The 25,826-nt window shown below is 64.7% G+C and carries 23 protein-coding genes; 10 read left to right on the top strand and 13 right to left on the bottom strand.

Features of this window, described 5'->3' with window-relative positions:
• Window positions 1-52 precede the first annotated feature (52 nt).
• From ACSFC7_RS03865 to ACSFC7_RS03855, 3 genes are all read right to left on the bottom strand, one after another.
• Window positions 53-928 (bottom strand): hypothetical protein, encoded by an 876-nt coding sequence (locus tag ACSFC7_RS03865; RefSeq protein WP_436346447.1) that lies wholly within the window; start codon window positions 926-928, stop codon window positions 53-55.
• Between the two features lie 157 nt (window positions 929-1,085).
• A complete protein-coding gene (locus ACSFC7_RS03860) occupies window positions 1,086-2,384 on the bottom strand; it encodes an amidohydrolase (RefSeq protein WP_436346446.1) in 1,299 nt (432 codons plus the stop codon).
• A gap of 99 nt (window positions 2,385-2,483) precedes the next feature.
• Window positions 2,484-3,299, bottom strand: a complete 816-nt coding sequence (locus ACSFC7_RS03855) for an FkbM family methyltransferase (protein WP_436346445.1) — start codon at window positions 3,297-3,299, stop codon at window positions 2,484-2,486.
• Window positions 3,300-3,414: 115 nt separating this feature from the next.
• Between ACSFC7_RS03855 and ACSFC7_RS03850 the strand changes: the two genes are divergently transcribed.
• Together ACSFC7_RS03850 and ACSFC7_RS03845 are read left to right on the top strand one after the other, a co-directional pair.
• Window positions 3,415-4,404, top strand: coding sequence for a phosphotransferase family protein (locus ACSFC7_RS03850; protein ID WP_436346444.1), 990 nt, complete (start codon window positions 3,415-3,417; stop codon window positions 4,402-4,404).
• A gap of 89 nt (window positions 4,405-4,493) precedes the next feature.
• A complete protein-coding gene (locus ACSFC7_RS03845) occupies window positions 4,494-5,522 on the top strand; it encodes a stage II sporulation protein M (RefSeq protein WP_436346443.1) in 1,029 nt (342 codons plus the stop codon).
• Window positions 5,523-6,065: 543 nt separating this feature from the next.
• Here the strand turns inward: ACSFC7_RS03845 and ACSFC7_RS03840 are convergent.
• The gene (locus tag ACSFC7_RS03840) at window positions 6,066-6,773 is read right to left on the bottom strand and encodes a hypothetical protein (protein WP_436346442.1); all 708 of its coding nucleotides are present in this window, start codon (window positions 6,771-6,773) and stop codon (window positions 6,066-6,068) included.
• A gap of 87 nt (window positions 6,774-6,860) precedes the next feature.
• A complete protein-coding gene (locus ACSFC7_RS03835; RefSeq protein ID WP_436346441.1) occupies window positions 6,861-9,572 on the bottom strand; it encodes a heavy metal translocating P-type ATPase in 2,712 nt (903 codons plus the stop codon).
• Window positions 9,573-9,795: 223 nt separating this feature from the next.
• Here ACSFC7_RS03835 and ACSFC7_RS03830 point away from each other — a divergent pair, with 223 nt between their 5' ends.
• The 6 genes from ACSFC7_RS03830 to ACSFC7_RS03805 all read left to right on the top strand — a co-directional run bounded on the left by ACSFC7_RS03830 (window position 9,796) and on the right by ACSFC7_RS03805 (window position 17,056).
• Window positions 9,796-10,434 (top strand): DUF305 domain-containing protein, encoded by a 639-nt coding sequence (locus ACSFC7_RS03830; protein ID WP_436346440.1) that lies wholly within the window; start codon window positions 9,796-9,798, stop codon window positions 10,432-10,434.
• A 169-nt stretch (window positions 10,435-10,603) separates the two neighbouring features.
• Complete coding sequence (locus ACSFC7_RS03825) at window positions 10,604-10,963, top strand: SHOCT domain-containing protein (RefSeq protein WP_436346439.1); 360 nt, start codon at window positions 10,604-10,606, stop codon at window positions 10,961-10,963.
• Window positions 10,963-13,290 carry a heavy metal translocating P-type ATPase gene (locus ACSFC7_RS03820; RefSeq protein ID WP_436346438.1) on the top strand — a complete coding sequence of 776 codons (2,328 nt, stop codon included), beginning with the start codon at window positions 10,963-10,965 and terminating at the stop codon, window positions 13,288-13,290. The genes ACSFC7_RS03825 and ACSFC7_RS03820 overlap by 1 nt, the downstream gene beginning before the upstream one ends.
• A 102-nt stretch (window positions 13,291-13,392) precedes the next feature.
• Entirely contained in the window at window positions 13,393-15,462 is a 2,070-nt protein-coding gene (locus ACSFC7_RS03815; protein ID WP_436346437.1) for a PAS domain-containing sensor histidine kinase, read from the top strand.
• Window positions 15,463-15,638: 176 nt separating this feature from the next.
• On the top strand, window positions 15,639-16,529 hold the full coding sequence (gene hisG / locus ACSFC7_RS03810) for an ATP phosphoribosyltransferase (RefSeq protein WP_436346436.1): 891 nt from the start codon (window positions 15,639-15,641) through the stop codon (window positions 16,527-16,529).
• A gap of 194 nt (window positions 16,530-16,723) precedes the next feature.
• Window positions 16,724-17,056 carry a hypothetical protein gene (locus ACSFC7_RS03805; protein ID WP_436346435.1) on the top strand — a complete coding sequence of 111 codons (333 nt, stop codon included), beginning with the start codon at window positions 16,724-16,726 and terminating at the stop codon, window positions 17,054-17,056.
• A 68-nt stretch (window positions 17,057-17,124) separates the two neighbouring features.
• Here the strand turns inward: ACSFC7_RS03805 and ACSFC7_RS03800 are convergent, their stop codons facing one another.
• Window positions 17,125-17,553: a DUF7344 domain-containing protein gene (locus tag ACSFC7_RS03800; RefSeq protein WP_436346434.1), complete on the bottom strand. Its 429-nt coding sequence runs from the start codon at window positions 17,551-17,553 to the stop codon at window positions 17,125-17,127.
• A 296-nt stretch (window positions 17,554-17,849) separates the two neighbouring features.
• Complete coding sequence (locus ACSFC7_RS03795) at window positions 17,850-18,410, bottom strand: TATA-box-binding protein (protein WP_006092636.1); 561 nt, start codon at window positions 18,408-18,410, stop codon at window positions 17,850-17,852.
• A 206-nt stretch (window positions 18,411-18,616) separates the two neighbouring features.
• On the opposite strand from ACSFC7_RS03795, the gene ACSFC7_RS03790 reads away from it, so the two are divergent.
• The gene (locus ACSFC7_RS03790) at window positions 18,617-19,720 is read left to right on the top strand and encodes a TIGR01177 family methyltransferase (protein WP_436346433.1); all 1,104 of its coding nucleotides are present in this window, start codon (window positions 18,617-18,619) and stop codon (window positions 19,718-19,720) included.
• Window positions 19,721-19,877: 157 nt separating this feature from the next.
• On the opposite strand, the gene ACSFC7_RS03785 is transcribed toward ACSFC7_RS03790, so the two are convergent.
• From ACSFC7_RS03785 to ACSFC7_RS03760, 6 genes are all read right to left on the bottom strand, one after another.
• The gene (locus tag ACSFC7_RS03785) at window positions 19,878-20,030 is read right to left on the bottom strand and encodes a hypothetical protein (protein WP_436346432.1); all 153 of its coding nucleotides are present in this window, start codon (window positions 20,028-20,030) and stop codon (window positions 19,878-19,880) included.
• A 42-nt stretch (window positions 20,031-20,072) separates the two neighbouring features.
• Window positions 20,073-20,279 carry a DUF7576 family protein gene (locus tag ACSFC7_RS03780; RefSeq protein WP_436346431.1) on the bottom strand — a complete coding sequence of 69 codons (207 nt, stop codon included), beginning with the start codon at window positions 20,277-20,279 and terminating at the stop codon, window positions 20,073-20,075.
• Window positions 20,280-20,314: 35 nt separating this feature from the next.
• Window positions 20,315-20,626, bottom strand: coding sequence for a HalOD1 output domain-containing protein (locus ACSFC7_RS03775; protein WP_436346430.1), 312 nt, complete (start codon window positions 20,624-20,626; stop codon window positions 20,315-20,317).
• Between the two features lie 144 nt (window positions 20,627-20,770).
• Entirely contained in the window at window positions 20,771-22,957 is a 2,187-nt protein-coding gene (locus ACSFC7_RS03770; protein ID WP_436346429.1) for a bacterio-opsin activator domain-containing protein, read from the bottom strand.
• A gap of 498 nt (window positions 22,958-23,455) precedes the next feature.
• Window positions 23,456-24,184 carry a hypothetical protein gene (locus ACSFC7_RS03765; RefSeq protein WP_436346428.1) on the bottom strand — a complete coding sequence of 243 codons (729 nt, stop codon included), beginning with the start codon at window positions 24,182-24,184 and terminating at the stop codon, window positions 23,456-23,458.
• 50 nt (window positions 24,185-24,234) lie between these two features.
• Window positions 24,235-25,428, bottom strand: a complete 1,194-nt coding sequence (locus ACSFC7_RS03760; RefSeq protein WP_436346427.1) for an anion permease — start codon at window positions 25,426-25,428, stop codon at window positions 24,235-24,237.
• Between the two features lie 33 nt (window positions 25,429-25,461).
• Between ACSFC7_RS03760 and ACSFC7_RS03755 the strand changes: the two genes are divergently transcribed.
• Window positions 25,462-25,749, top strand: coding sequence for a hypothetical protein (locus ACSFC7_RS03755; RefSeq protein ID WP_436346426.1), 288 nt, complete (start codon window positions 25,462-25,464; stop codon window positions 25,747-25,749).
• Window positions 25,750-25,826: the final 77 nt, after the last annotated feature.

Here is a 25,826-nt window from a genome sequence, read left to right as displayed (position 1 = left end):
GCGCGAGTCCGTCGATCGACGTTCGGCGGTCGGTTCGAAGGCGATCAGATCGTCACTCGGCGCCGTTCGCGTGGGACGGTGGGCCGCCGCCGTTACCATTGCCATTGCCGTTGCCGTTCCCGCGGTCGTCCTCGTCGTCTTCGTCGCCGTCATCAGACGGGCCGCCAGCGTGAGCCGGTGGTCCCTGGCTACTCTTGGTATCGTCACTTGGTGGGCCGGCGTGGCTCGGCGGGCCCGCGTGATCCGGCGCGTTACCCGGGTTGTTCTGGACGACGAAGGAAGCGATCTGGAGTCCCCGCGGCTCGTCGTCGGTCACGTTGTTGGTCTTGAAGTCGTCGAGGAGCTGTCCGAAGTTCTTCGGCTCCTCCTCGGCCGGCTCGAGGGTCGTCGTCGTCTCGACGGACTCGTCGTCGACGGTCGCCTCGAGCGAGATTTCGACGCTCTCGTTGCCCGTCGGTGCCTCGAGGGCGAACGTTCCGTTCTCGTCCGTCGTGTGCGTCCCCGTATCCTCGTACGAGGCGTTCTCGTCGACGGTCGAGACCGTGACGCTGGTGTTCGCGACGCCGTCACCGCCTGCAGTGAGCGTCGCGGTCACGTCGGCACCGTCCTGTGTGACGCCGATCGAGGTATCTCCGTCAGCATCGTCATCTTCGGACACCTCTTCGTCGGTAGAGTCGTCGTCAGCATCGTCTTCGGACTCCTCATCCTCGGATTCCTCGTCCGTAGAGTCGTCGTCAGCGTCATCTTCGGACTCTTCGTCTGAGTCGTTAGTAGTGTCATCCTCGGTTTCCTCGGAGTCTTCGACGTCTTCGTCCGATATCGAGGCGGTCGGTTCCTCTGCGCTCGCGGCTGCGACGCCTGGCAGTGCGAACACCGACAGCAACATGACGGCGGCCAACGCCACCGCGAATAGTTTCCGATTACTCATCCGGTCGAGATATTCAGGGAATTATGAATAAACCCCCTTGGCAGTTCTCGACGATTCCGGATCGATAGGAGAGTCTTAGAGATCGTTTAAGTGTTTATAATTAGTTCTGAGCGTTCAGTTCGGTTTACTGTCCCTGTCGACTAACCGAACGTTTCGGTCAGTTTTCGGCGCGATCGACCAGCGCTTCGGCGGCCTCGCTGGCCTGCGTTCGAACCGCGTCTTCGTCGAGCGTCAGCACGTCGCGGTCGCGCATGAGCACCTGCCCGTCACAGACGGTGTGGCGGACGTCCGCCGCCGCCGCGGCGTACGCGAGGTGACTCACGAGGTCGTGGCGCGGCGTCAGATGGGCGGACTCGAGGTCCAGCACGGCGATATCGGCGGGTGCACCCGCCTCGAGCCGACCGACGTCGAGTCCGATGGCGTCCGCGCTGCCCTGTGTCATCATTTCGACCACCGACTCCGCGGGCACCGCGCTCGCGTCGCCGGTCTCGAGTTTGCCGATCATGGCCGCGTCGCGGGCCTCGTCGAGCATCGAGAGGTCGTTGTTCGAGGCCGCGCCGTCGGTGCCGATGCCCACCGTCACACCGGCGTCGAGCATGCGCTGGACGGGGGCCATCCCGCTCGCCAGTTTCATGTTCGACGCCGGGCAGTGGATCACGCCCGTGCCCGCCTCCGCGAGCAGGCCGATCTCGCTCTCGTCGAGGTGGACGCCGTGGGCGATAAAGTCACCCTCCTGGACCATCCCGCGCTCGGCGGCGTAAGCCATCGGCCGGACGCCGTGCTCCTCGACGATCGGCGCGACCTCGTTCGCCGTCTCGTTTGCGTGGTAGTGGATCGGGACGCCGAGTTCGCGTGCCTGCGGGACGAACTCCTCGAGATACTCGCCGCCGACGGTCGTCAGCGAGTGGGGCATAAAGGCCGTCGAGATCCGGCCGTCCGCGCGGCCGTCGAGTTCCGCCGCCACCTCGAGCCCTTCCTCCGCGTCCTCGCGGGCCTCCTCGTCGCTCGAGGCGACGGTGACGATCCCGTGACCGAGACGGGCGCGGAGACCGGCCTCTTCGACCGCGTCGGCGATGTTCGAGACCATGAAGTACATGTCCGCGAACGAGGTCGTTCCGGATTTGATCATCTCGAGCGCGCCGAGTCTCGTTCCGTGGGAGACGTCCTCGGGCGTCAGTTCGGCCTCGGTCGGCCAGATATCCTCCTGGAGCCAGGCGTCGAGGGACTTGTCGTCGGCGTAGCCCCGCATGAGCGTCATCGCGACGTGGCAGTGACCGTTGACGAAGCCGGGCGCGACCAGCGACTCCTCGGCGTCGAGGGTTTCGTCGGCGTCGCCCGCCAGATCGTCGCCGATCTCGAGGATCTCGCCGCCGTCCTGCTCTATCAGTACGTCCGCCCGCGTGACCGTGATGTCGGGCAACAGCACCTGTCCACCGGTGATCGCCAGTGTCGTCATGGGTCGGCGTTTCTCCTGCGAGAGCCTTATACTGTCGAATGGGAGTCAGCCGCTCGTCGGTGGCACGTCACCGCAGGTCACGCACACGACAGTTCACGATTAGGGTGGTTCGCACCGCCAGTGGGTCTCGCGCTCCCGAATCCCGTAGTCGAGGGCCTCGAGTACCGCCGTCGTTTCTCCCGGAATGTCCCCCGCGAGCCCCTCGTCGTGTACCTCGAGGAGGACGATCGGTCGGTGGCGTTCGAGCGTCGCTCGAGCGCCGCTGAGGACGGCGGGGGCTGCACCTTCGACGTCGATCTTGACGATATCCGGCGACGGGAGGTCGACGGCGAGATCCCCGACGACGAGGTCCGTCGACGGTGGGCGGTCGTCGGGACCGGCGCATACGAGATCGTCTAATCGACGGATCGGAACGGACCGAACGTCGGCGACGGTGGCCGCCCAGCGGGTCGCGCTCGCGCGGTCGAACGCCGACAGTTCGGGGTACGTCGAGACGTAGAACGGGCGCTCGCCGGACTCGTCGCCGACGCCGCAAGCCACCATGTCGATCTGATCCTCGAGGTCGTTCACCCGAACGTTCCGCGCCAGTCGCTCGACGGTGGTCGGCGAGGGCTCGAGCGCGACGACGCGGCGATCGGGCGCGCCGCTCGCCAGCGCGAGCGCGTAGATCCCTACGTTCGCGCCGATATCGTAGACGACGTCCGACGGCCCACAGCAGGCGGCCAGTTCCTCGAGCATCGCGTCGCTCCCGTGGCGGTTGAGCGGTTCGTAGCAGCGAAACGTCCCCGCAGGCGTCCGGTTTCGACGCGCGAGGAGTTCGCGGTCGTAGTTCACCCGGGCGAGCCGGAAGTAGCTCCGATAGCCGACGCTGCGGGCGGCACGAAGCATCCGTTTCGCGGGGGACGCGTCCGGCATCGCCGTCTACCGATCGTTTCGGGACGGATCCGATTGTATATGCGGTCCCTACGCCGACGCGGATGGCGGGGTTCGGCCAAACGACTACGCCGAAGTCCGACGTACACCCTCGAAAATGGCGGGAGAGACGGTCGAGCGAATCGTCGCCGCCGCGTTCGAGGCCGACGTCCACTCGTGGTACCGGCCCCGGTCGGGGTCGGTCGGCGAGACCGTCGTCTGTCGGCTCGATGGGGCGGTCGACGAGAGGGACGGGCTGCCGTCTCGAGTCGTCTGTAAACGCGGCGGGGCGAGCGTCTGGACGGGCGACGTAATCGAGCCGGACGTCCTCGAGCGCATCGCCGAAGCGACCGATCTGCCCGTCCCCCGCGTGCTCGCAACTGGGTCGCTCGAACCCGAAGGCGCTGCGTGCAGTCTCGTCGAAACCGACGCGACCGGTCCCCTCGAGCGCTGGGCGATTTACGAGTTTCGGAGGGGAACGAACCCCGGGCCTCGGTATCCCAACCTCGATCCGGCCGCCCGCCGACGACTGGTGGCCGACGCCGGTGAGGTTCTCGGACGGCTGCACGGGACATCGGCGCTCGAGTTCGACCGCGTCGGCGGAGTGGCACGCAGTACGGGCGAATACGGTGCGATGGGGAACGGCGTTCGACTGTGCGAACCCGACGGCTGGCACGCCGTCGATCCCGGACGGCCGCTGGCGTCACTCCCGGTACCGCTGGCCGGCGACGAGGACTGTCGGCCGGTGTTGACACACGGCGATTACCAGCCGAGTAACCTCCTCGTCGACGGAGAGGGAGCCGTTACGGCCGTCCTCGACTGGGGCAACGCTCACGTTACGCACGCCGAATACGCGCTCGCTCGCGCGGAAGCCCGGTTCGTCGACAGCTACGCGGGCCGGCTCTCCCGAAACGAGCGTCGTCGGCTTCGACGGCTGTTTCGGCGGGCGTACGCCAGTCGTGTCCCACTCGAGGCCGCGTTCGACCGACGGGCACCGATCTACAAGCTGCTCTGGCTCGTCCAGTCCGGGGTGAACTACCTGCGGATCGCTCGTAGCCCGCGCGGACGGCGACAGCTGTGGCGGCAGTGTCGGCGGCTGCTCGAGTGAGCCGAGCTGAGTGCTCGAGCGCGCCATTCGGACCGACGGATCCCGACGACAGACGGCGGATTTATCCCCGTATTTGTCGAAACGCAACTATGACCGGGAGCGGGGACGATCGCGACGGCCGGACCGAGACGGAATCCGAGCGCGACGAGGGGTACGGCGTGAATCGCGACCGGGAGACCGATCGCGACGACTCGCGAGTCGACGGCCACCCGACCGTCGACCTCGGGGACGAGGGCGCATCCTCGAGTCCGGCACCGACTGCGGATCCCGGTGCAGAGCGGGACTCGGAACCGCCGGATCCGCCGGATCCGAGAAACGTCCGCAACTGGACCGCGCTCACGGCCGCGCTCGCGTTGATCTCCCTCGCGAGCGCCGCGGCGATCTTCGTCGCCTACGACCTCCCCGCGGCCGCCGCCGGTGCCGTCGCCCTCGGCGCGGGGTTCGGTGCCATCGCGCTCGTCGGTCGGACGGCGTCGCCCGCCGTCTTCAGGCATCTCGACGACGCCTGGGCCGAACACCGGCTGTACGTCTGGTTCTCGACGGGACTGTTCGCCCTCGGCGTCCTCTTCGGTGCCCTGCTCTACGCTGCCGGCGTCAATCTGATCGACCTGTTTCTCGAGCTGATCATGCAGGAGTTCGGCGAGGACGAACTCCCGGTCGGTCAAGACGGAGACCTCGGCGAGGGGACGAGTCTCGAGCTCTCGGCGTCGTTTTTCATCACGAACAACACGCCGCCGTTTCTGGCCACGATCTTCGGTGCCCTCACGCTGGGAGTCCTGACGCTCTTCATCATGGTCTTCAACGGCGTCATCGTCGGCAACATCGCGGCGTTCGTCGGGTCGGAGGCCGGGTTCGGCGTGATTATCGCCCTGCTCGTGCCCCACGGCATCTTCGAACTGCCGGCGCTGTTCATCGCCGCCGGCGTCAGCTTTCGGTTCCTGCACCGCGTCGGGCAACGAATCGCCGGCACGCGCGACGCGCTGTTCACCAGGGGGTATCTCCTCCGGACGACGGCGTTGGTCGTCTTCGCGTGGCTGATTCTCGTCCTCGCCGCGTTCGTCGAGGCCTACGTGACGGTTCTCATCGCGGACGCGCTGTTTCCGGGACAAATGGGGTGAGACGCTCAAAGACGGTATGTTTGCCTCTGAATCACGAAATATAATTCGAGAATTCAGACCCTGTTGAGGCTCCGTTACACGATTTTGTCTTCAACTAGAGGTACACTACAGGTGCGAACTGACTACTAAATTCCGATCAGTTACAAACGGTGGTCACAGCGTCGCGGTGCGTACAACTCGCATCTCAGCACGGACGACCAAGACCGCTCAGAGACGCTAACCGACGAAATAACGATTCGGAGTAGATAGCAGACGAAAAGAGCTAGAAACAGTTAATCGCTAGCAGAAAGCCGCTCGCGATACTGAGGATCTTCCCCTATCATTGACCGAATTTCGTCGCAATTGTACCGGACGAAATCGTTCTCTTGAGAGACACCATCGAGGCGGTCAAGTACGGAGTTGAACCCCTCAGTGCCCTGTTCCAGCGACTGGAGGACACGGGCGTTATCCGGGTTCATACGCATCACAACGGGAACGGTAGATAAATAATTGATGGTCACCCGTATCAGCCGAAATGAAGATGTTTTAGGATTCGGACCGGATTTAGGCGTACTCACTGATGATCTGGCGGCGATCTCGAAGTGAGTGAGCATATTCCTCTTCAACATCGGCAAAAAGCCACCCATAAAACTCTTCAACACACTCGTTATACTGCCTTACTTCCTTTCGGAGATCTAGGTACTGGCCGTCTCTCTCTTCAAGATACTCTACGGCAGGTTTGCGATTATCATGCTCGACCCAATCTAGAAGTTCTTGTCTGTGAATCACGACACCGATCTCTGGTTCGAGGCCGAAGAAGTTGTATTTCGTCTGTGTAAGCAAACAGGGCGTCTGGATTTTCTGAGTCATGACGCGAATCGAGTTAATATAGTTCCCCCGCTCTGCGAGGCCGCTTTCACGGAGCGTGTCGAGGTACGGCTCAAACGGTTCACATCTCCCAGGCTTACATCTCTCGTTATCACAGTCGCAGTACCACCTCGACTGAAAACTCTGTGCTTTAGAAAATAACCCATAGGCGGCCGAAAAATAGTCGTGTGATTTGACGAGGAACTCGTCGTTATATTCCTCGCGTAGTGATTCACCTTCTCCAGCCGAGAGCTGTTGGCGAATCTCGTCGAGAAATACAACGAAGGAATCCGTGTGTCGAAAGAATATCTGGAGAGCCCGTTGGAGACTGTCACGCTGCCAAACAAGGTGTTGCCCACGGTGATCAGCTAGTTCACTCAGAACGTCTCCAAACCCCTCATCCATTGTATATCGCTACTCTAGGATATCAAATAAGGTATCGTCCCATACTTAAGCATGTCCGTACGTTGCCGGACAGCCGGGTAGGGGTAGCTACCGCCGAAACCGCTCGAACGGCTTCAACAGCGCCAACCGGTACTCCTCGTGGGGATCGTACTTCGCGAACGAGAGGCTGTTCGCCATCACGCTCACGCTCGAGGCGGCCATCGCCAGTCCCGCCAGCGCGGGATTCAGCAGGCCCAGCGAGGCGATGGGGATCAGCGTCGTGTTGTAAGCGAAGGCCCAGAACAGGTTCTGGCGAACCTTCGAGATGGTCGCCTCCGAAATTCGGACGGCCTTCAGGACGTCCGCGGGATCGTCGCGCATCAGCGTCACGTCCGCCGACTCGATGGCGACGTCGGTGCCCGAACCGATGGCGACGCCGACGTGTGCGGTCGTCAGTGCGGGGGCGTCGTTGACGCCGTCGCCGACCATCATTACGCGGGATCCGTCTTCCTGAAGCGCCTCGATGTGGTCCGCCTTGTCCTCCGGCAACACCGCCGCGCGCACGTTGTCGGGATCGATCCCGACCTGTTCGGCGACCGCTCGAGCGGTGCGCTCGTTGTCGCCGGTGAGCATCACGACCTCGATGCCGCGATCGCGGAGGGCGGCAACCGTCTCTTTCGCGCTCTGGCGGACCTCGTCGGCCACCGCGAGCACACCGAGGAGTTCGCCATCGACCGCGACCGGCATCGCCGTCTTCCCCTCGCGCTCGAGTCGCGTCAGCGTCTCCTCTGCGGGTTCGGTATCGATCCCGGCCTCCTCGAGGAGCTTTCGACGACCGATCAGGACGCTCCCGCGGTCGGTCTCGGCGCGAATGCCGTGGCCGGGAACGTTCTCGAACTCGCTGACCTCGCCGACCTCGATACCGCGTTCCTCGGCTCCCTCGACGATCGCCCGCGCAATCGGGTGCTCGGAGCCGGATTCGGCCGTCGCGGCCGCGCCGAGGACGAGCGACTCGAGGTCCTCCTCGCGTTCGGTGAGCAGTCCGCCGTCGGAACGAGGTTCCGACGAGGATCGCTCACCGCCGTCGGGCGCGGTATCGGTGCCGCCGTCCGCGGCCGCCCGCTCGCCGACCAGTTCGACGTCCGTCAGCACCATCTCGCCGTGGGTCAGCGTCCCCGTCTTGTCGAAGACGATCGTGTCGATCCCTCGGACCTGCTCGAGCACGTCGCCGCCTTTGAACAGCACGCCGTTGGTCGCCGAGAGCGTCGAGCCGACCATCGTCGCGGCCGGCGTCGCCAGCCCCAGCGCGCAGGGACAGGCGATCAGCAGGGCCGAGGCGAGGACGATGACGGAGAACTCGAGGAGCGGGACGCCAGCGCCGCCGACGGCAGCCACTTCGGGGCCGCCCTCGACGAGTCCCCACAGCGGCAGCCAGTTCGCGACTGCCGCGAGTTGCTCGGGGAAGGCGAACCAGAGCACCGCCCAGAGGACGGCGTTACCGATCACCGCGGGGACGAAGTAGGCGCTCACCCTGTCGACCAGTCGCTGGATCTCGGGCTGGCGCGACTGGGCCTCCTTGACCCGGTCGACGATCTGCTGGATCGCCGTCTCGGAGCCGACCTGCGTGGCCTCCACGAGGAGCACGCCGTTCTCGTTGATCGTCGAGCCGACGACGTCGTCGCCCTCGCCTTTCTCGACCGGCACCGATTCGCCCGTTAACATGGACTCGTCGACCGCACTCTGGCCGTCGACGACCACCCCGTCCGTCGGAATCCGCTCGCCCGGTCGGACCTTCATCACGTCGCCGACCGCGACGTCCTCGAGGGGGACCTGCCGCTCTTCCCACTGGCGAGACTCCGTCTCGCTGTCCTCCGAGCGCGACTCGGAGACATCTTCCACGATGGTCGCCTCGTCGGCCTCCATCTGCAGGAGTTCACGGAGGGCGTTTCCGGCCCGGGCCTTCGATCGGACCTCGAGCCAGTTGCCGAGCGTGATGAACCAGAGGATGAAGGCGACGGCCTCGAAGTAGAGGCCAGCACCGGCGATCAGTCCGAAGAGGACCGCCGTACTGTAGACGTAGCCCGCCGAGGAGCCCATCGCCACGAGCGTGTCCATGTTCGCCCGCCGGTTGTGCGAGAACGCGCGATAGGCGCCGGCGAGGAACTCCCTGCCGAGCGTCGCCATCAGGATCGTCGCGAGGGCGAACTCGAGCCAGCCCAGGTCGATCCCGGCGATCTCGTGGGGGAGTTCGACGAGTCCGAGCATCCCCAGCATGATCGGCACGAACGGCAGCGTGAGAACGGCGCCGCCGATCACCAATCGGCGCTGGCGACGGAGTTCCTTCTCGACGGCGCGCTCGCGCTGGCTCGAGCCCTGCGTGCCCTCGGTACCTTCGCTCTCGTCGCGGACGGGGTCGTAGCCGGCGTCCTCGACGGCGTCGTAGATCGCGGCCAGCGAGACGTCGTTCGGGTTGTACTCGACGCGTGCCTCGTCGGACGCGAAGTTCACGTCCGCTCGAACGACGCCCGGCAGGTCCTCGGCGGCCTCGCTCACCGTTTGGGAGCAGGTCGAACACGACATCCCCATGACGGTGACCGTCTCGGTCTCCGAGGCCGCTTCGTATCCCGCGTCGTCGATCGCATCGAAGATCTCGGCCAGCGAGACGGCCTCGGGGTCGTAGGCGACCGTCCCCTCGTCGGTCGCGTAGTTCGCGCTCACCGACTCGACGCCCCCGAGGGCTCCTACCGCGTCCTCGATGGTCCCCGAACACGTCGAACAGGACATGCCGGTTATCTCGAGGTGGGCTCGTCTCGTGCTCATACGTGACCGTAGGGGATGGACGTTCAAGCGGGTTGTGCCTTAGAAACCGTGAATCTATCCGTTCTCGACTTTCGAAAGTAAATCGAGTCAGGCCCAGCAGTAGCGATGCGCTACCCGAATCGCGACCTAGTGGTCCGCGTTCGATACCGTACCCCGGTCGTTCGTGATGATTCTTGCAACGAGTAGCGTTATTGGGATAACCGTGGTCCGTCCCTATGGATCGATGACACGGACAGCAGATTCGAACGAACCGGACGATCAGTCGCGCCGAACGCTGCTGAAGACTGGAGCCCTCGCCTCGAGCGGTCTCGCGCTCGGCCTCGGCGGGGCCGTATCGGGCGCAGCGGACGAACCCGTCGCCCACGACGAAGACGGAAATCCGCTGAACCTCGCCGACGTCACCTTCCTCCAGCTCATGGCCTATCACCACCGCGGCGGGATCGAACTCGCGGAACTGGTCCCGGAGCGGACCGACCACGACCAGCTCCGCGAGATGGCCCGGATGGCCATCGAGATGCAGACCCAGGAGATCGAGGAGATCGAAGGGATCCTCGCGGACGCCGGAATCGAGCCGGGACGGGTGCTCCGCGCCGACCTCGACGACGTTCGCGGCTTCGTCACCGCGATTCCCGGCCAGCCCGAGGTCAACGAACTCGCGTACCTCGAGTCGCTCGAGGGCCGACAGTTCGACCTCCGATTCATCGAACGGTTCACCTACCACCACAGCGGCGCGATTCAGCTCTCCCAGCGCCTCCTGCGGGAGGGCCAGTCGCCGGTCGTCGCCGAACTCGCCGAGGGCATCATCGAGATGCAACTCGAGGAGATCGTCCAGCTGTACGGGTGGTACCTCGAGTGGGTGTGACGCTCTCGTCCGCCGTTCACGGCGGGATACACCCGCTGGATAACGAGCGTCCGTCAGCGTCTCGGAAGACGTAATCAACCTCTCTGAGAGAGACGATTGCCGATGGAAATCGCCATTCTGTGCGAATCGTGTGTGAGAACTACGTCGTTTCGCCGATAACTAGTACCCGATGACGACCGACGACTCCCTCGGGAGGACGATCCTGCTCGTGATAGCCGCGGTAGTACTCGTCGCGGTGCTCGTCCCACTCCTCGTGATGGTCTTCGCGATGCCGATGATCGGATTCGGACCCATGGGTACCTGGAACGGGACGATGGGAGAGCCGTGGCCGTGGCTGCTCGTCTGGGTGGTGCCCCTCGGCTTGGTTCTCGTCATCGGCTACGTCCTGTACCGGTTGCTTCGCGGGTCGACGAGACGGCGAACGGATCCGGCCATCGAGGAGCTCCGGACCGCCTACGCCCGCGGCGACCTCTCGAGCGAGGAGTTCGAGGAGCGCCGCGAGCGACTCGAACGGGGTGACCGCCGCTGATGGCCGACTCGTCTCGCGACCACGGCGACGATGGCGACGACGTGGCCCACTCGGAACCAGAGACGACCCCTCGGGGCGAGAAACCGACGGACAGCTACTGCTCGTGTTGCCGGGTCTGTAACTGCTATCGGGACACGCCGGGCGCCGACGAGACGCCGAGCGAGCACCACGCCGAGCACGCGGATCACGAAGACGGCGAACGCGATCGCGGCGAGCACGGTGCTTCTGGCCCCAGCGAGGGCAGTGAGTCCGGCCGCGGCGACCACGACCACGGCGAACACGTCGACCACTCGGACCACGAGGAGATGTTCAAGCAGCGCTTTTTCGTCTGCCTCGCGCTCTCCCTGCCGGTGCTGTACTACAGCCCGATGCTCCAGGAGTGGTTCGGCTTCACCGCAGTGACGTTCCCGGGAAGCGAATTCGTCGCGCCCGTCCTCGGCGTGGCCGTCTTCGCCTACGGCGGGATTCCGTTCCTCCGGATGGGCGCAGTCGAGGCCAGGAACCGCGAACCGGGGATGATGCTCCTCATCTCGCTCGCGATCACCGTCGCCTTCGGATACAGCGTCGCGGCGGCCGTCTTCCCCATCGGCGAGCCGTTCTTCTGGGAGCTCGTGACCCTGATCGTCATCTTCCTGCTGGGCCACTGGATCGAGATGCGCAGCGTCAGGCGGGCCTCGGGCGCGCTCGACGAACTCGCAGAACTGCTGCCAGACACGGCCGAACGCGTCACGGAGGGCGGTGAGACCGACGAAGTTCCGATCGACGACCTCGAGGAAGGCGACCTCGTGCTCGTCCGGCCCGGTGCGAACGTCCCCGCCGACGGCGTCGTCGAGGAGGGCGAGTCGAACGTCACCGAGGCGATGATCACGGGCGAGTCGAAACCGGTGACAAAGGAACCCGGCGACGAGGTCATCGGCGGGACGACCAACCGGGACGGCAGTCTTCGCGTTCGCATCTCCGCGACCGGCGAGGAGACGACGCTGTCGGGCATCGTGCGCCTCGTCGAGGAGGCCCAGGAGAGTCGCTCGAGGACGCAAGTCCTGGCCGATCGGGCCGCGGGCTGGCTGTTTTACGCCGCCCTGAGCGTCGCGGCCGTAACCGCCGTCACCTGGTCTATCGCCGTCGGCTTTGGACTGCCGGTCGTCGAACGGGTCGTCACCGTCCTCGTCATCGCCTGTCCGCACGCGCTTGGACTGGCGGTCCCACTGGTGGTCGCGATCAACACCTCGATGGCCGCCCGAAACGGGATGCTCGTCCGCGACCGGATCGCGATGGAGCGAGCGCGCAACCTCGATACGGTCGTCTTCGACAAGACCGGGACGCTCACGGCGGGCGAGCAAGGAATCGTCGACATCGCGACCGTCGGGGGCTGGAGCGAGGACGACGTCCTGCGGCTCGCGGCCGCCGTCGAGGGGGATTCGGAGCACATGATCGCCCAGGCCGTCCGCGACGAGGCCGGCAAACGTGGACTCTCGGTGCCCGACGTCCGCGGATTCGAGGCGCTCGAGGGACGAGGCGTCCGTGCGACGGTCGAACGGGACGCGATGCCGGCCGTGACACCCGGTGGGAGCGGTGGCTCGGACGGTGTCGACGAGTCGGCCGGACGAGACGGCCGCACCGTCTCCGTCGGCGGCCCGAACCTGCTCCGCCACCTCGAGGTCGAACCGAACCCCGACCTCGAGCGATTCGCGGACGAGGCCGGCGCTCGGGGCGAGGGCGTCGTCTACGTCTTGCACGACGAGGCCGTGGTCGGTGCGGTCGCGCTCGCGGACGTGGTCCGCGAGGAGAGTTTCGAGGCCATCGACGCGCTCCACGGGATGGGCGTCGAGGTGGCGATGCTGACCGGCGACGACGCGGACGTGGCCCACAGCGTGGCCGACGAACTCGGCATCGACACCGTCTTCGCGGAGGTGCTGCCCGAGGACAAAGACGAAAAGATCCTCGAGTTACAGGAGCAGGGCCACCTCGTCGCGATGGTCGGCGATGGCGTCAACGACGCGCCCGCGCTCACCCGCGCGGACGTCGGGATCGCCATCGGCTCGGGTACCGACGTCGCCGTCGAGTCCGCCGACGTCGTCCTCGTCGAGAACGATCCGCGGGACGTCGCCAGCCTCGTCCGCCTGAGCGCGAAGAGCTACCGGAAGATGCAGGAGAACATCGCCTGGGCGGCCGGCTACAACGTGTTCGCGCTGCCGCTCGCGGCCGGTATCCTCGCACCGATCGGCATCTTGCTCTCGCCGGCCGTCGGCGCGGTGCTCATGTCCGCGAGCACGGTGATCGTGGCGGTCAACGCGCAGCTGTTGCGCCGGGCGGATCTGTCGGTCTGAACTGCCGGTACGCCGTCGCCCGTACGTCAATTCGTCGAACCGTACAATCGACGTCAGAGTCCAACCGCCAATCGTTTACGAGTCCACGCTAATATCTACTTCATGAATTCCTCCGGCTCACCACCGAGCGTTACCCGGGAGGACATCGAGCGGCTTTTCTCTAAGTCGGATGAGCCGTGTACGCCATTTACGACGGCCGAAGTCGCAAAGCGATTGGAGTGCCCCGAACGAACTGCAGAGCAGAAGTTGGGAGCGCTCGCCGATATCGATGAGCTACAGTGCAAGGAGATCGATCCCGAAAACCGGGTTTGGTGGCAGCCGTCAGACCAGACCGATTCGGCCGATCAGCAGTCCGGATTGCAGGAGTTCGGCGCGTTCGTGAGTGCCGTCAAGGACTACGCGATCTTCATGCTCGATCCCGACGGCACCGTCGCTAGTTGGAACCAGGGTGCCAAACGTATCAAAGGGTATCCGGAGGACGAAATCGTCGGAAAACACTTTTCCACGTTCTACACCGACGAAGATATCGAGGACGAGGTTCCGGAAACGAACCTCGAAACCGCCGTGGAGGCGGGCCGCGTCGAGGACGAAGGCTGGCGGGTCCGCAAGGACGGATCGCGGTTCTGGGCGAACGTCACCATTACTGCCATCCGAGATCTCGACGGAACGCTTCAGGGGTTCACGAAAGTGACCCGCGACATGACCGAGCAGCGGGAGTACGAGCTCCAACTCCGCAAAGAGCGTGACTTGACCGAGCAAATCCTCGAAACCGCCCCGGTCGGCATCTGTGTGGTCGATTCGAACGGAGAGTCCCGGAGAGCGAACCGGCAGGCGCTCGAACTCCTCGGAACCACCGCAGTTGATTTCGAGGATTTTTCGATCGGATCTATAGAGCTATACGACGGCGAGGGCACGCTCGTTCCGAACGACGACAAACCGTGGACACGGGTCATCGACACCGGCCAGCCGGTATACGACTTCCAGTGCCGAGCGGAGTGGTCGAGCGACGGGTATCAGTGGCTCTCGATAAACGCGGTCCCGCTCGAGGGCGCTCTGTCCGGCGATAACGGAATCGTCATCTCTCTCGAGGACATCACCGATCGGAAAGAATACGAGCGACGACTCGAACGGCGAAAGGAGGAACTCGAGACCGAACTGAGTGAGATTCTGGGGCGCATCTCCGACGCGTTCTTCGCGCTGGACGACGACTGGCAGTTCACGCATCTCAATGACCGCGCTGCAGAGCTGTTCCAGCGGCCCGAGGACGAGCTATTCGGGCGGTCGTTCTGGGAGGTGTTCCCCAATCGAACGGAGGGGGAACTCTGGGAGGAGTTCCGCAGGGCGATGGACGCGCAAGAACCCGCCAATTTCGAACTGTACGACGAGGGTCTCGACGCGTGGCTCGAGTACAACGTGTATCCCTCCGAATCGGGACTCTCGATATACGTTCACGACATCACCGATCGGCGGGAGTATCAGCAGAAGCTCGAAGAATCGAACGAGCGACTCGAGCAATTCGCCCACGCCGCCTCGCACGACCTGCAAGAGCCCCTGCGGATGGTCTCGAGTTACCTCCAGTTGATCGACAGCCGGTACGGTGACGAACTCGACGAGGACGCCGAAGAGTTCCTCGAGTTCGCGGTCAACGGTGCCGACCGCATGCGAGACATGATCGACAGCTTGCTCACGTACTCGCGCGTGGAGACGCGCGGCAAGCCGTTCGAGCCGGTCGATCTCAACGACGTGCTCGCGGAGGTCCGCGACGACCTCCAGCGGCGGATCACGGAGAGTGACGCCGAGATCACGGTGGAACCACTGCCCCGCATCGAGGGCGACGACAGTCAACTGCGTCAGCTGTTCCAGAACCTGCTGGATAACGCCATCGAGTATTCGGGCGACGAGCCCCCGCGCGTTCACGTCGACGCCGAACGTACCGGCGACAGGTGGACCGTCTCGGTCACCGACGAGGGCATCGGCATCGACTCGGACAACACCGACAGCGTGTTCGAGGTGTTCAACCGCCTCCACACCAGCGACGAGTACGACGGCACGGGCATCGGACTGGCACTCTGCGAACGGATCGTCGAGCGCCACGGCGGCGAGATCTGGGTCGACTCCGAACCCGGTGACGGGGCGACCTTCTCGTTTACGGTGCCCGCCAGAGACGAGTGACGAGGACTACGGGTGACGGAACCGGTCGGCATCCCGGCCGTTACGAATACCCGCGGCGTGTGAAGGGCCGGTCCGCACCCTCGAGTACTGCTTCTCGAGCGTCGGCAAACGGACCGCCACTGGCCACCTCGCCGGGATGAAAAGACAATTCCCCGCCGACGCCGAACCACCAGCAAATGCGAATCGCCGTTCCCAACAAGGGCCGCCTGCACGAGCCGACGATCGACCTCTTAGAGCGGGCGGGACTCCATCTCGAGAACGGTGCCGATCGGAAACTCTACGCCGACACCGTCGATCCGGACGTCTCCGTCCTCTTCGCCCGCGCGGCGGACATCCCGGAGTACGTCTCCGACGGCGCGGCGGACCTCGGAATCACGGGTCTCGATCAGGTCCACGAGGCTCGCGTCGACGACGTGTCCGAACTGCTCGACCTCGAGTTCGGCCGCTGTCGACTCGTCCTCGCGGCACCCGAAGACGGCGACATCGAGACCGTCGCGGATCTGGCGGGCAAGACCGTCGCCACGGAGTTCCCCAACATCACCCGCGACTTCTTCGCCGACACCGGTGTCGAGCCCGATATCGTCGAGGTGACGGGCGCGACGGAACTGACACCCCACGTCGAGATGGCCGACGCCATCGTCGACATCACGAGCACGGGGACGACGCTCAAGATGAACCGACTGGCCGTCGTCGACGACGTGCTCTCGAGTTCGGTCCGGCTGTTCGGCCGCGAGGACGTCCTCGAGGAGCCGAAAGTCGAGGAGGTTCGGACGGCGCTCTCGTCGGTCAAACAGGCCGAGGGGAAGCGCTACCTGATGATGAACGTCCCGAAGACGAAACTGGACGCCGTCCGGGATGTCATTCCCGGGATGGGCGGGCCGACGGTGATGGATATCGCCGGAGAAGACGAGAACGGCGAGACTTCGGAGGAGTCTCGAGACGGCGACGGGAAGGTGGCCGTCCACGTCGTCGTCGACGAGCAGGACGTGTTCGAGACGATTACCGAGGTCAAGAAGGCCGGCGCGAGCGACATCCTGGTGACCGAAATCGAGCGGCTGGTCGAGTAGTCGCGATCGGATCCTCGAGACGAGCGGGACGACGACCGCGTTTCAACTGTAACTGCAGAGGGAGCGACCGTATCACCGAGTGTGATCGCTCGTGGTTCAGACAGTCGGACCGATAACGTTGCGAAGCGTGTCGGCGACGTGAGAGAGCGGTGCTAACGGTGGGTTCAAGGGAGATACTCGCAGACACTGAAGTAATGGCTGGACGCGACTTCCTCGAGCCGCGGTGGTTTCGCGTCCCGCTCGCAGTGGGTGGACTTCTCGTCCTTCTCGGGACCGTGATAGCCGCGATAGTCGCGCTCAGTATCGCGTTCTACGTGCTGCTCGGGGCGCTCTTCGGAGTCCCCCCGACGGTCGTCATCGCCGACCGCTCTATTTCCCGGATCGCAGCCGAACGGGCTACGGAACCGCTCGCGTGGATCGCCGGGTTGCTCCTCTGTATCGTGTCGATTCCGTACTTCGACCGGTACAATCGCTGGCTCGGTCGTGTACTCCGCGAAACAGACGTCGATATCGACGGGGAGAGATGAGGACGGGCACCGAAATCGAACGGGTACTCGACCGGCCGGCGACTCGCAGTCGACGCGCTTGCTGCCGACTACTCCGACCGCGGTTCCAGTCGAGAGTCGATCGGTCCCTCGAGCGACTCCTCGCCGAGCAACGGCTCGAACGCCGGGAGCGTCGCTCCGGGGGAGACGAGCCCCTGCACCTGGTCGTACGCGAGGGCGCGGTGATCCTGAAGCAGCGGGAGGTGGGTCCGACAGAGCGAGACGTGGACGCGCTGGCGGAGTTCGAGTAGCGACGTGACGGCCGTCGCGTCGTGTTCGGCGTCCGCGATCCGCGCGACGAGCGTGGACACCGAGAGGGAGCCGTCCTCGGCGAGGAGACAGCGGAGCACCTCGCGTCGACGGTCGTTGCCCAGCACGCGACGGACTGCCGCACGCGGGAGGGCTCCCTGAAATCGCTCGACACTGTCGGGAGCGGGGCTATCCAGCGCGGTCGCCAGTCGGTCAGGGTGGATCGTCATCGATAGCTGAAACTCAGCCGAAGAGCGAATAAACGAGGCTGGTCGTTCCAGTCGATGAGACACGATTCACGCCACTATTGATCGTTCACGGGACGGTAAACGGTCGATAATCCGGCGAAAGAGACCGATCGATCGCGGTGAACGGTTCCGGATAGCAGCGGCCACGGCGACTGTCGGTGGCATCGAGAACGAATCGGGAATCGCTATCGACCGATACTGTCGGTTTTCGAGACGCAACACGACGCAGGCGCTGCTGGGAGTCGGCGCTCGCTGCGAGGACCGAAAATCGAGTCGCGTTACTCGAGCAGGCCGAGGTCCTCGAGACGGGAGACGATCTTGTCGACCGCGTGTTCGGCGTCGACCGGTTTCTTGCCGCCGGTGATGACGAGTTTCCCGGAGCCGAAGAGCAGGGCCACCACTTCGGGGTCGTCGAGGCGGTAGACGAGACCGGGGAACTGTTCGGGTTCGTACTCGATGTTCTCGAGGCCGAGACCGATCGCGATCGCGTTCAGGTTGAGGTTGCGGCCCAGATCGGCGCTGGTGACGATGTTCTGGACGACGATCTCGGGGTCCTCGTTGACCTGAATCTGCAGTTCACGGAGTTTGTCGAAGACGATACGCAGGCTCTCGTGAACGTCGTCGGTCGATTTCGCGCCGGTGCAGACGATCTTCCCCGAGCGGAAGATCAGTGCGGCGGACTTGGGGTTCTGCGTGCGGTAGACGAGGCCGGGGAACTGTTCGGGGTCGTAGTCGGCCCCCTCGAGGTCCATGGCAACGCTCTGCAGGTCGAGCTCCTGTCCGATACCGGTCGACGCCACCACGTTTTCGATGTTGATGGTGTCCTTGGGATCCGTCATAAGTCGCTTAAAAAGACGTATTTAAGGTTTATAAAGGTTAGTACCGCCACCTGATATATCCGGTATATACGGCGACCGCGTCGGCCGAATACCGATCGATTTTGGGATCGTTAGTGGCTGATACTCGGTCTCGGACCGGTCGCACCTCGACGGGAGACGTCACGAAAAACGGTAGGCTCATGGCTCCCCCACGGCGACGCATACGCGTGTATCTACTCGAGCTCGGCGGCGAGGACGACGCGTTCGCAGCCCGCGAGGCGGCCAGCGGGGCCGCCGACGTCCGTCGAATCGCCCCCGGACTCGCCGTCGCGAACGCTGTCGCCCCCGAGCGCGTCCGCGGGTTAGCGTACACGCACCGCGCGAGCGAACTGGTCGGCCGTACCGACGCCGACCTGGCGAGTGCGAAAACGCTACTCGAGACCGCGCCGATCGATCGCGAGGGAACCGTTGCGGTTCGAGCGACCGACGTCCACGGCTCGAGCGGCGTCAGTAGCGGGCGGGCCGAACGTGAACTCGGCCAAATCCTGGTCGATCGTGGGTTTACGGTTGATCTCGACGATCCCGATCACGTGCTTCGAGCGACGTTTTCGGTGGGAAAACTCGAGGCCGGCGGGGGGCTCGAAGCCGACGCGGAGACCGGCGCGCTGTTCGCGTCCGAAACTGACGAGGCACTCGAGGAACCCGTCTCGGTCTGTGCACTGGGCTGGCTCGCCGCCGAGAGCGTGCGGGATTTCGGCTCGCGCGCGCCCACGGACAAACCGTTCTTCCAGCCCGGGAGCATGGATCCGCTGCTCGCCCGCGCCGTCGCGAACGTCGCGGGGGCGCGGCCCGGCGCGACGGTTCTGGACCCGATGTGTGGTACCGGCGGCGTCCTCGTCGAGGCCGGACTGGTGGGTGCCGACGTCGTCGGAACGGACGCCCAGGAGAAGATGGTCGCGGGTGCGCGGGAGAATTTGGGCCACTTTCTCGACGCCGACGAGCCGTCGCCTACCGGCGTCGCTCGAGGCGAGTGGCACGTCGGCCGCGGCGACGCGACCCGGCTGCCGCTGGCGGACGACGCCGTCGACGGCGCGGTGTTCGACGCGCCGTACGGACGGCAGTCGAAGATCGAGACGCACCGGCTCGAGGATCTGGTATCGGGAGCGTTAACGGAGGCCCGCCGGGTCGCCCCGCGGGCCGTCGTGGTCGCGGATCGGTCGTGGGCCGGCGAGGCGCGAGCGGCGGGGTGGGAACTCGAGGCCGCGTTCGAGCGGCGCGTTCACCGGTCGTTGACGCGGTACGTGCTGATTCTCGAGCGGCGAGAGTCGTAGTCGACGTATCCGAGTTCGGACGAGCGCAACGCGGGGCCGTCTCCGTGCGTCAGATCAGCAGCGTTCGTCAAGGAACGCGGTTCGGGTCAGCGGCGAGTCGCTCGTTGGCAGACGCGGTCGTATCGCACCGCAGCGTCGAACGGACGGCGGGAACTCGTTACTGCCGAATGGTGACGGTCAGCGTCGAAGTGATCCAGGCCCGGTCGTCCCGTGGATCGGTGATGACAGCGACGACACCGTCGTCGACGGTGAATTCGCGGTATTCGTCACGAATTCGGTCTGCAGCGGTATCAGTTGGTGTCTTACTCATCGAAATTCGGAGCGAGGATCCGACTGCGGCTGTAACCGTCCATCACGGGTCACCGGTTTCCTCGCGACTCGTCCGCCACTCGTGGTGACACGCGTCGCTACAGAACCGAACGATGCGGTACGTTCCGTCCGAATCCGTGTACCCGACTGTCGGGTGCCAGCTACCGGGATCGAGGCTCGTTCCGCAGGTCGCACAGCGGTCGGGGGAGTCGGACGTTTCGGCGGTCGACGGGGGGCCGTTGTCATCCATCGAAACCCCTGGCACTGGAGGTGCTCATCGGCGACTTAGTTCGCGCGTGCGCACTCCGAGGCGGATCGCTCGCTCGGCGTCTCCGAGTCCGAGGTGACGGTAACGGTATCGTCTCGAATGGTGACCGTACATCCCGCTATCGTGAAGGAAATGTGCGTCCCGTCCTGGGGCCGACCGGTCCCGCTCGGCTGGAAGATCGCGTTGAGGGCATCCGGATCGATCACGGAATAGAGCGGCGGTAGTTCGTCGACAGGAGTATCCGTCGCGGCCGAAACCGCCAGAGCTACCGTGGTACATACCTCGTCGGCCGGAGACAGCTGTTGGGTTACGGGTTCGGTTGCGCTCATCTGTTGATCTACCCGTAGAAACGGAGTGTACCGGGAAAGCCACACTAGCTCAACTGAAAGATGCGCGCTCGAGCGGGGGCTATCAGTTGAGATATCGGCGGCGGAGCCGCAAACGGAGTCGAACGCCGCGTTCGGTCGACGGCGTCAGTCGGTGTAAAGGAGCGACAGGAGTTTTCGCAGGGCCGCACGGAGGTGGTGGTTGAAGGTCGGCTGTGCGATGTCGAGCGTTGCCGCCACGTCTCGTCCGCTGCTCGCGCGCGGTGATTCGAAGTAGCCGCTGAAGAAGGCCGTGCGCAGGACTTCCGCCTGTCGATCGGTCAGTCGATCGTCGAGCGTCGTTTGGAACGCCTGACGGGTCTGCACCGATCGCTCGTCTTCGCGACTCGCTACCAGCGTCGACTCCGGATACGCCGACTGGAATCGCTCCGCGAACCCCCGAACGTCGGCGTCGCTGGAGAGTTCGACCGTCAGTTGGCCCGTTCCGCGCTCCGCCGTCAGCGTTTGCACCGTCACCCCCTGTTCGAGACAGAACGAAACGAAATTCGGCTCCCGCAGCGTACACTCGAACACGCAGCCGTCCTCCCGTTCCGCGACGAGCGTGAGATCGTCGATAGCGAGCGCTCGTTCGGCAAACGCGACCACCTCGTCGACCGAGGCATCGCGGGTCGAGAAGAACACTCGGAGTCGGTCGTCGAGTCGCGGGACCACGCTCTCGAAGGAGAACTCACAATCGGCAGCTTCGGTCAAGTCCAGAAACACGAGCTCCGTGTCCCGCACCTGAAACTTGAGTTCGACGACCCGATCGCTGATCAGCGCCCGCTTACTTTCGACTGCGTTGATCGCGTGGGCGATCGTCTCACCGAGTTCGGACAGGACGGCCTGTACTCGATCGGTGAAGATTCCCGGTCGATCCGCGTAGATGGTCAACACGCCGTACAGCGTCTCCGCGTACACGAGCGGAATGCTCGCGATCGACCGATAGCCGCGTTTCATCGTCTCCTCGCGCCACGGCGCGTACGAGAGATCCCGCATCGTATCCTCGACCACCTGAAGTTCGCGCGTGCGTACGGCAGTTCCGACCGGCCCTCGTCCGGTCTGACTCTCGTCGGTCGTGATCGTGACGCTCTCGAGATAGCCGTCCTCGACGCCCGAACGAGCGTGCGGGGTCAGCGTCTGCGTGAGCGCGTCGTGCACGCCGATCCAGGCGAAGCGAAACGAGTCGGCGGCCACCAGTCGATCGCAGACGGCCTGCTCGATCTCGGTTCGCGTCGTCGCGTGGACGACACCCTGCACGATATCGCGGATCATGGCGTTAATCCGGTCGAGTTGCTCGAGCGACTCCGTCTGCGTCTCGAGTTCGGCCTCTCGCTCCTGCAGTCGCCGCTCGCGCTCGAGGCGCTCGAGCGCCGCCTGCGTGTTCGTCGCCAGGATCTTCGCGTAGTCGACGCCGGTAGACGGAATCGTCGGCGAACTCGCCGAGCCGAGGAGGAAGACGCCGTGGGTAGCGAGCGGGAACACGATTTGGCTGTCCAGCGGGAGTTCGGCGTCCGTGCGGGAAGACCGGGAATCTCCGTCGGAGTCGATGACGACCTGATCCGTGGCGAAGGCTCGTCCGACGACCTCCGCACAGGCCGACGACAGCTGAGTCGAAACGTCGGCTACGTCGTTGGTCGGATTCTCGGTGATCAGAAGCTCTTCCGCCCGATCGGTGGCGGCGAGCGGCCGCAACGTGCCGTGATCGGTGTCGTAGAGACAGACCATCGCGACGGGAAAGTCGAGGGAATCCGCCGCCGCCGTGACCGCCCGCTCGGCGATGTCGTCGAAGGACGTCATCGCCATCAGTTCCCGCGAGACTGTCGCCAGCGCAGTCAACTGCGTTTCACGCTGGTGACGTTCGAGCGCGTGCCGGAGCGATCGAGACAGGAGTTCGCTGTTGATCTCGTCTTTTACCAGGTACGCCTGGGCGCCCTGCTGGACGGCACGGATACCGACCGTCTCGTCGGTGAGACCCGTGAGCACCACGATCGGCACGGCTATCGGGTGCTCGAGGACGGTCGTGAGCGTCTCCAGTCCCGTGCTATCCGGGAGCCCCAGATCGAGCAACACGATATCGATCGTCGACTCCGCCAACTGCTGGAGTCCCGTCTCGAGTCGATCGGCGTGCAGTAGGTCTACCGTACCGGTTTCGGGTTCCGAGCGCGGTCTATTGCCGCTCCCGGTTTGGATCGACGATAAGGGAACGGTCGTTTCCCGAAGCATCTCCTCGATCAAGCGGGCATCGCCTGGATTGTCCTCGATGAGGAGGATACGGAGCGTATCGTCCGCTATCATGGACGCATATCACGTCATCATCATTACACTCGCGTTCGTGTCCTGATCCGATTTACCAGACATTTTTGTGATATTAGATTTTTCAAGACAGCAATCGAGTTCTTCGTACAGTATTCTCTACGTTTAGACAGTCGCTCATCGATATGTAGTCTGATGGCGAGCGTACAAATAAATCCACAGGCGTGGATGACCGGTCAAATACCTTGTACCGTCCTCTCGGCAATTCTGCAGCGCTGCTCGGTTGGTAAGCCAGCCAACATCTCGAGCCACCGCACGTGTAATATCGAAGACAAGTGTTCTCGGTCGCTCGGCCAGCGTCGACCGGCGCGGAGGCCCACGCGAGTCGCTCGTCTCGATCCGCCCTCCGACAGACGCGGTCTCGAGCGACCGAAGGACGCGTCGGCGAGAGGAGTCGGTCTGACCGTCGTGCTCGAACGAAGCGTCTCTTCAGTCGCTACCGGACAGTCATCGATCCGCACCGCTGCGAGCCATCGCCGCTCACGGAGCCCGTCCGTCGACGAGCCCCTGCAGTTCGCTCGCGACCTCGGGCGGGACGACGATCCGACGCGGCCCCGCGACGTACTGGCCGTCCGGTTCGGCGTACTCGAGTTTCAGGATCGCCGCGTCGCCGAGTCGGCGCGACGAGACCCCCCGAATGACCTCGAGATCGATCGCCTGATCCGGATCGTAGAGGTAGATCGTTCGTTTCTCGCGGTCGAGCGTGCCGACGGAGCGCAGGAACGACGCGAGCACGAGCGCGACGAGTGCGAGCGGGAGCAACAGCGCGGCCATGCCGGTGAACGGGCCGGCACCGACCTCCAGAAGCTCTCGCTGGGAGACGTACCGGCCGACGGCCATCAGCGAGCCCATGACGCCCATCATCGCGATCGTTCCGAGCGCGGCGTCCATCGCTCGCTCAAGGGCCTTCCCGGACGGCGTCGTGATGGGCAAGCGGCTGGCGAGGGCCTCGAGTCGGCGTTCGGTGTCGCTGGTGACGGCGAACGCGAGAATCGTCACGACGATCGCGGCGAGTGCGGCGACGACAATCGCGCCGGCGCCGCCCTGGGCGGCGAGATCGTACAGTCGCCAGAAGACGATGATAGTGATCGCCGCGAAGAACGTCCCGACGCCGAGCGACCACAGCAGGCGAACGGTTCGAGACGTCGAGGCGTCGCGTCGCCACTGCATCGTCTCGGAGTCGTCCGGATCCACAGCGTCCTCGTCCATACCAGAACTCGCCACCCGTCCTGTAAAGCCTGTTCGATGTCGACCAGTTCTCAGAACACCAGGGCATCGATCACGACGAAGCCGACGTACGAGATGACGATCGAGCCGGCGAGCGAGCCGATCCACGCGAGGACGGTGAATCCCATCTTCCGGGCGCTGACCCCGCCGCCGGCGCCGGCTGCGGCGTAACCGCTCCCGATGATCGCGCTGACGATGATCTCGTTGAACGAGACGGGAATGCCGTAGAGGACGGCGACCTGCGCGATGATGAACGACGGAATGAGCGCGGCGATCGACCGGCGCGGTCCGAGCGAGGAGTAGTCCTGCGAGATCGCCTTGATCATTCGGGGCGCGCCGGTCCACGACCCGAGCAGGAGTCCGAATCCGCCGCCCACGAGGAGCGCGATCAGCGGCAGGCCGACGTCGCCCGACAGCGGAATCAGCGGGCCGACCGCCAGTCCGACCTGACTGCCGCCAGCGGAGAACGCGACCAGTCCGCCGAGGATGAGCAGGAAGTGTCGTTCGCCGCGCTCGAGTTCGTCTCGTAGATCGATCGCGATCGCACCCGCCCAGAGGGCGGCGATAGCGGCCGTCGCGGCGGCGACGCCGACGATCTCGGGACCGGGAACCCAGCCGCTCGAGGCCTGCGCGATCGACGCCCCGCCCGCGTCTTCCGAGCCGAGGATCGCGAACTCGATGTTGGCGACGACCGTCCCGACGAGCGCCGACAGCCCGATGATCAGGTACGCCTCCGCGATCGGTTCGCTTCGCAAGAGCCGGGCGATCCCGTAGGCGAGACCGCCTCCGACGAACGGCGTCAGGATCCACAGCGTCGCGATCTCCGTGTACTTCGCCCACGCGGGATCGCCGCCCATCGCGAGCCCGACGCCGATGACCGCCCCGGTGACGGTGAAGGCCGTCGCTATCGGGTAGCCCGCGAAGACGCCGATCGCGACCAGTCCGGCCGCGATGATCAGCGCGATCGTCGCCGCCATCGGCGACAGCGTCACGCCACCGATCAGATCGGCACCGACCGCCTCGGAGACGTTCGCACCCTGTAAGACGGCGCCCGCGAAGCCGAGAATTCCGACGAGAAAGCCCGCTCGCATCACCGAGATCGCGTTCGCGCCGACCGCGGGAGCGAACGGCGTCGACCCGCTCGAACCGGCACCGATCGCCCAGGCCATGAAGAGACTGGCGAGTGCGGCCACCAGAAACGTCGCGAGCGTCACGATCTCGACCATCTATCCCGGCTTACCAGCTAGCCCTACAAGTGTGTGCCGACCTGTACCTGGGCCAGCGCCCGCATCCAGGTCGAACAGGTCCGCAAGCGGCTGGTGGAGCTGATCAGTCGAGTCACCGACGATCCGGCGGCCGACGGCGGCGATCTCCGGAGACCGCGCGAGTCGAGACCGTTCCCGTGGGGTCAGCCGGACTGGTCGTTCGCCTCGCTGACCTGCATCGGAACCGCAGAGCTCGTTATTTCGGCCGTCGTCGAAGCCGACCTCGCTCTCGACTGGGAGACCCTCGCCGGAGTACGACGGCGGTCCGAACTGATGCCGTGAACTCGCGGTAATCGGGACTGGTACCGAATCGAACCCCACGGTTCGATCCAACCGTACCGCGTCGAAATCAAACAACG

It is taken from the genome of Natronorubrum halobium (assembly GCF_051351675.1).
In the GTDB taxonomy this organism is placed as follows: domain Archaea; phylum Halobacteriota; class Halobacteria; order Halobacteriales; family Natrialbaceae; genus Natronorubrum.
Note: the sequence above shows the minus strand (reverse complement) of the source record. Positions and strands in the feature narration are given on the sequence as shown.

What these genes read in the sequence shown, in the direction of transcription:
- ACSFC7_RS03855 (WP_436346445.1), bottom strand. Translation starts at nt 3,299, where the DNA reads ATGCCGGACGCGTCCCCCGCGAAACGGATGCTTCGTGCCGCCCGCAGC.
- ACSFC7_RS03805 (WP_436346435.1), top strand. Translation starts at nt 16,724, where the DNA reads ATGGCTGGACGCGACTTCCTCGAGCCGCGGTGGTTTCGCGTCCCGCTC.
- ACSFC7_RS03770 (WP_436346429.1), bottom strand. Translation starts at nt 22,957, where the DNA reads ATGATAGCGGACGATACGCTCCGTATCCTCCTCATCGAGGACAATCCA.
- ACSFC7_RS03780 (WP_436346431.1), bottom strand. Translation starts at nt 20,279, where the DNA reads ATGGATGACAACGGCCCCCCGTCGACCGCCGAAACGTCCGACTCCCCC.
- ACSFC7_RS03785 (WP_436346432.1), bottom strand. Translation starts at nt 20,030, where the DNA reads ATGAGTAAGACACCAACTGATACCGCTGCAGACCGAATTCGTGACGAA.
- ACSFC7_RS03835 (WP_436346441.1), bottom strand. Translation starts at nt 9,572, where the DNA reads ATGAGCACGAGACGAGCCCACCTCGAGATAACCGGCATGTCCTGTTCG.
- ACSFC7_RS03775 (WP_436346430.1), bottom strand. Translation starts at nt 20,626, where the DNA reads ATGAGCGCAACCGAACCCGTAACCCAACAGCTGTCTCCGGCCGACGAG.
- ACSFC7_RS03820 (WP_436346438.1), top strand. Translation starts at nt 10,963, where the DNA reads ATGGCCGACTCGTCTCGCGACCACGGCGACGATGGCGACGACGTGGCC.
- ACSFC7_RS03830 (WP_436346440.1), top strand. Translation starts at nt 9,796, where the DNA reads ATGACACGGACAGCAGATTCGAACGAACCGGACGATCAGTCGCGCCGA.
- hisG (WP_436346436.1), top strand. Translation starts at nt 15,639, where the DNA reads ATGCGAATCGCCGTTCCCAACAAGGGCCGCCTGCACGAGCCGACGATC.
- ACSFC7_RS03850 (WP_436346444.1), top strand. Translation starts at nt 3,415, where the DNA reads ATGGCGGGAGAGACGGTCGAGCGAATCGTCGCCGCCGCGTTCGAGGCC.
- ACSFC7_RS03795 (WP_006092636.1), bottom strand. Translation starts at nt 18,410, where the DNA reads ATGACGGATCCCAAGGACACCATCAACATCGAAAACGTGGTGGCGTCG.
- ACSFC7_RS03765 (WP_436346428.1), bottom strand. Translation starts at nt 24,184, where the DNA reads ATGGACGAGGACGCTGTGGATCCGGACGACTCCGAGACGATGCAGTGG.
- ACSFC7_RS03825 (WP_436346439.1), top strand. Translation starts at nt 10,604, where the DNA reads ATGACGACCGACGACTCCCTCGGGAGGACGATCCTGCTCGTGATAGCC.
- ACSFC7_RS03800 (WP_436346434.1), bottom strand. Translation starts at nt 17,553, where the DNA reads ATGACGATCCACCCTGACCGACTGGCGACCGCGCTGGATAGCCCCGCT.
- ACSFC7_RS03845 (WP_436346443.1), top strand. Translation starts at nt 4,494, where the DNA reads ATGACCGGGAGCGGGGACGATCGCGACGGCCGGACCGAGACGGAATCC.
- ACSFC7_RS03840 (WP_436346442.1), bottom strand. Translation starts at nt 6,773, where the DNA reads ATGGATGAGGGGTTTGGAGACGTTCTGAGTGAACTAGCTGATCACCGT.
- ACSFC7_RS03815 (WP_436346437.1), top strand. Translation starts at nt 13,393, where the DNA reads ATGAATTCCTCCGGCTCACCACCGAGCGTTACCCGGGAGGACATCGAG.
- ACSFC7_RS03865 (WP_436346447.1), bottom strand. Translation starts at nt 928, where the DNA reads ATGAGTAATCGGAAACTATTCGCGGTGGCGTTGGCCGCCGTCATGTTG.
- ACSFC7_RS03760 (WP_436346427.1), bottom strand. Translation starts at nt 25,428, where the DNA reads ATGGTCGAGATCGTGACGCTCGCGACGTTTCTGGTGGCCGCACTCGCC.
- ACSFC7_RS03860 (WP_436346446.1), bottom strand. Translation starts at nt 2,384, where the DNA reads ATGACGACACTGGCGATCACCGGTGGACAGGTGCTGTTGCCCGACATC.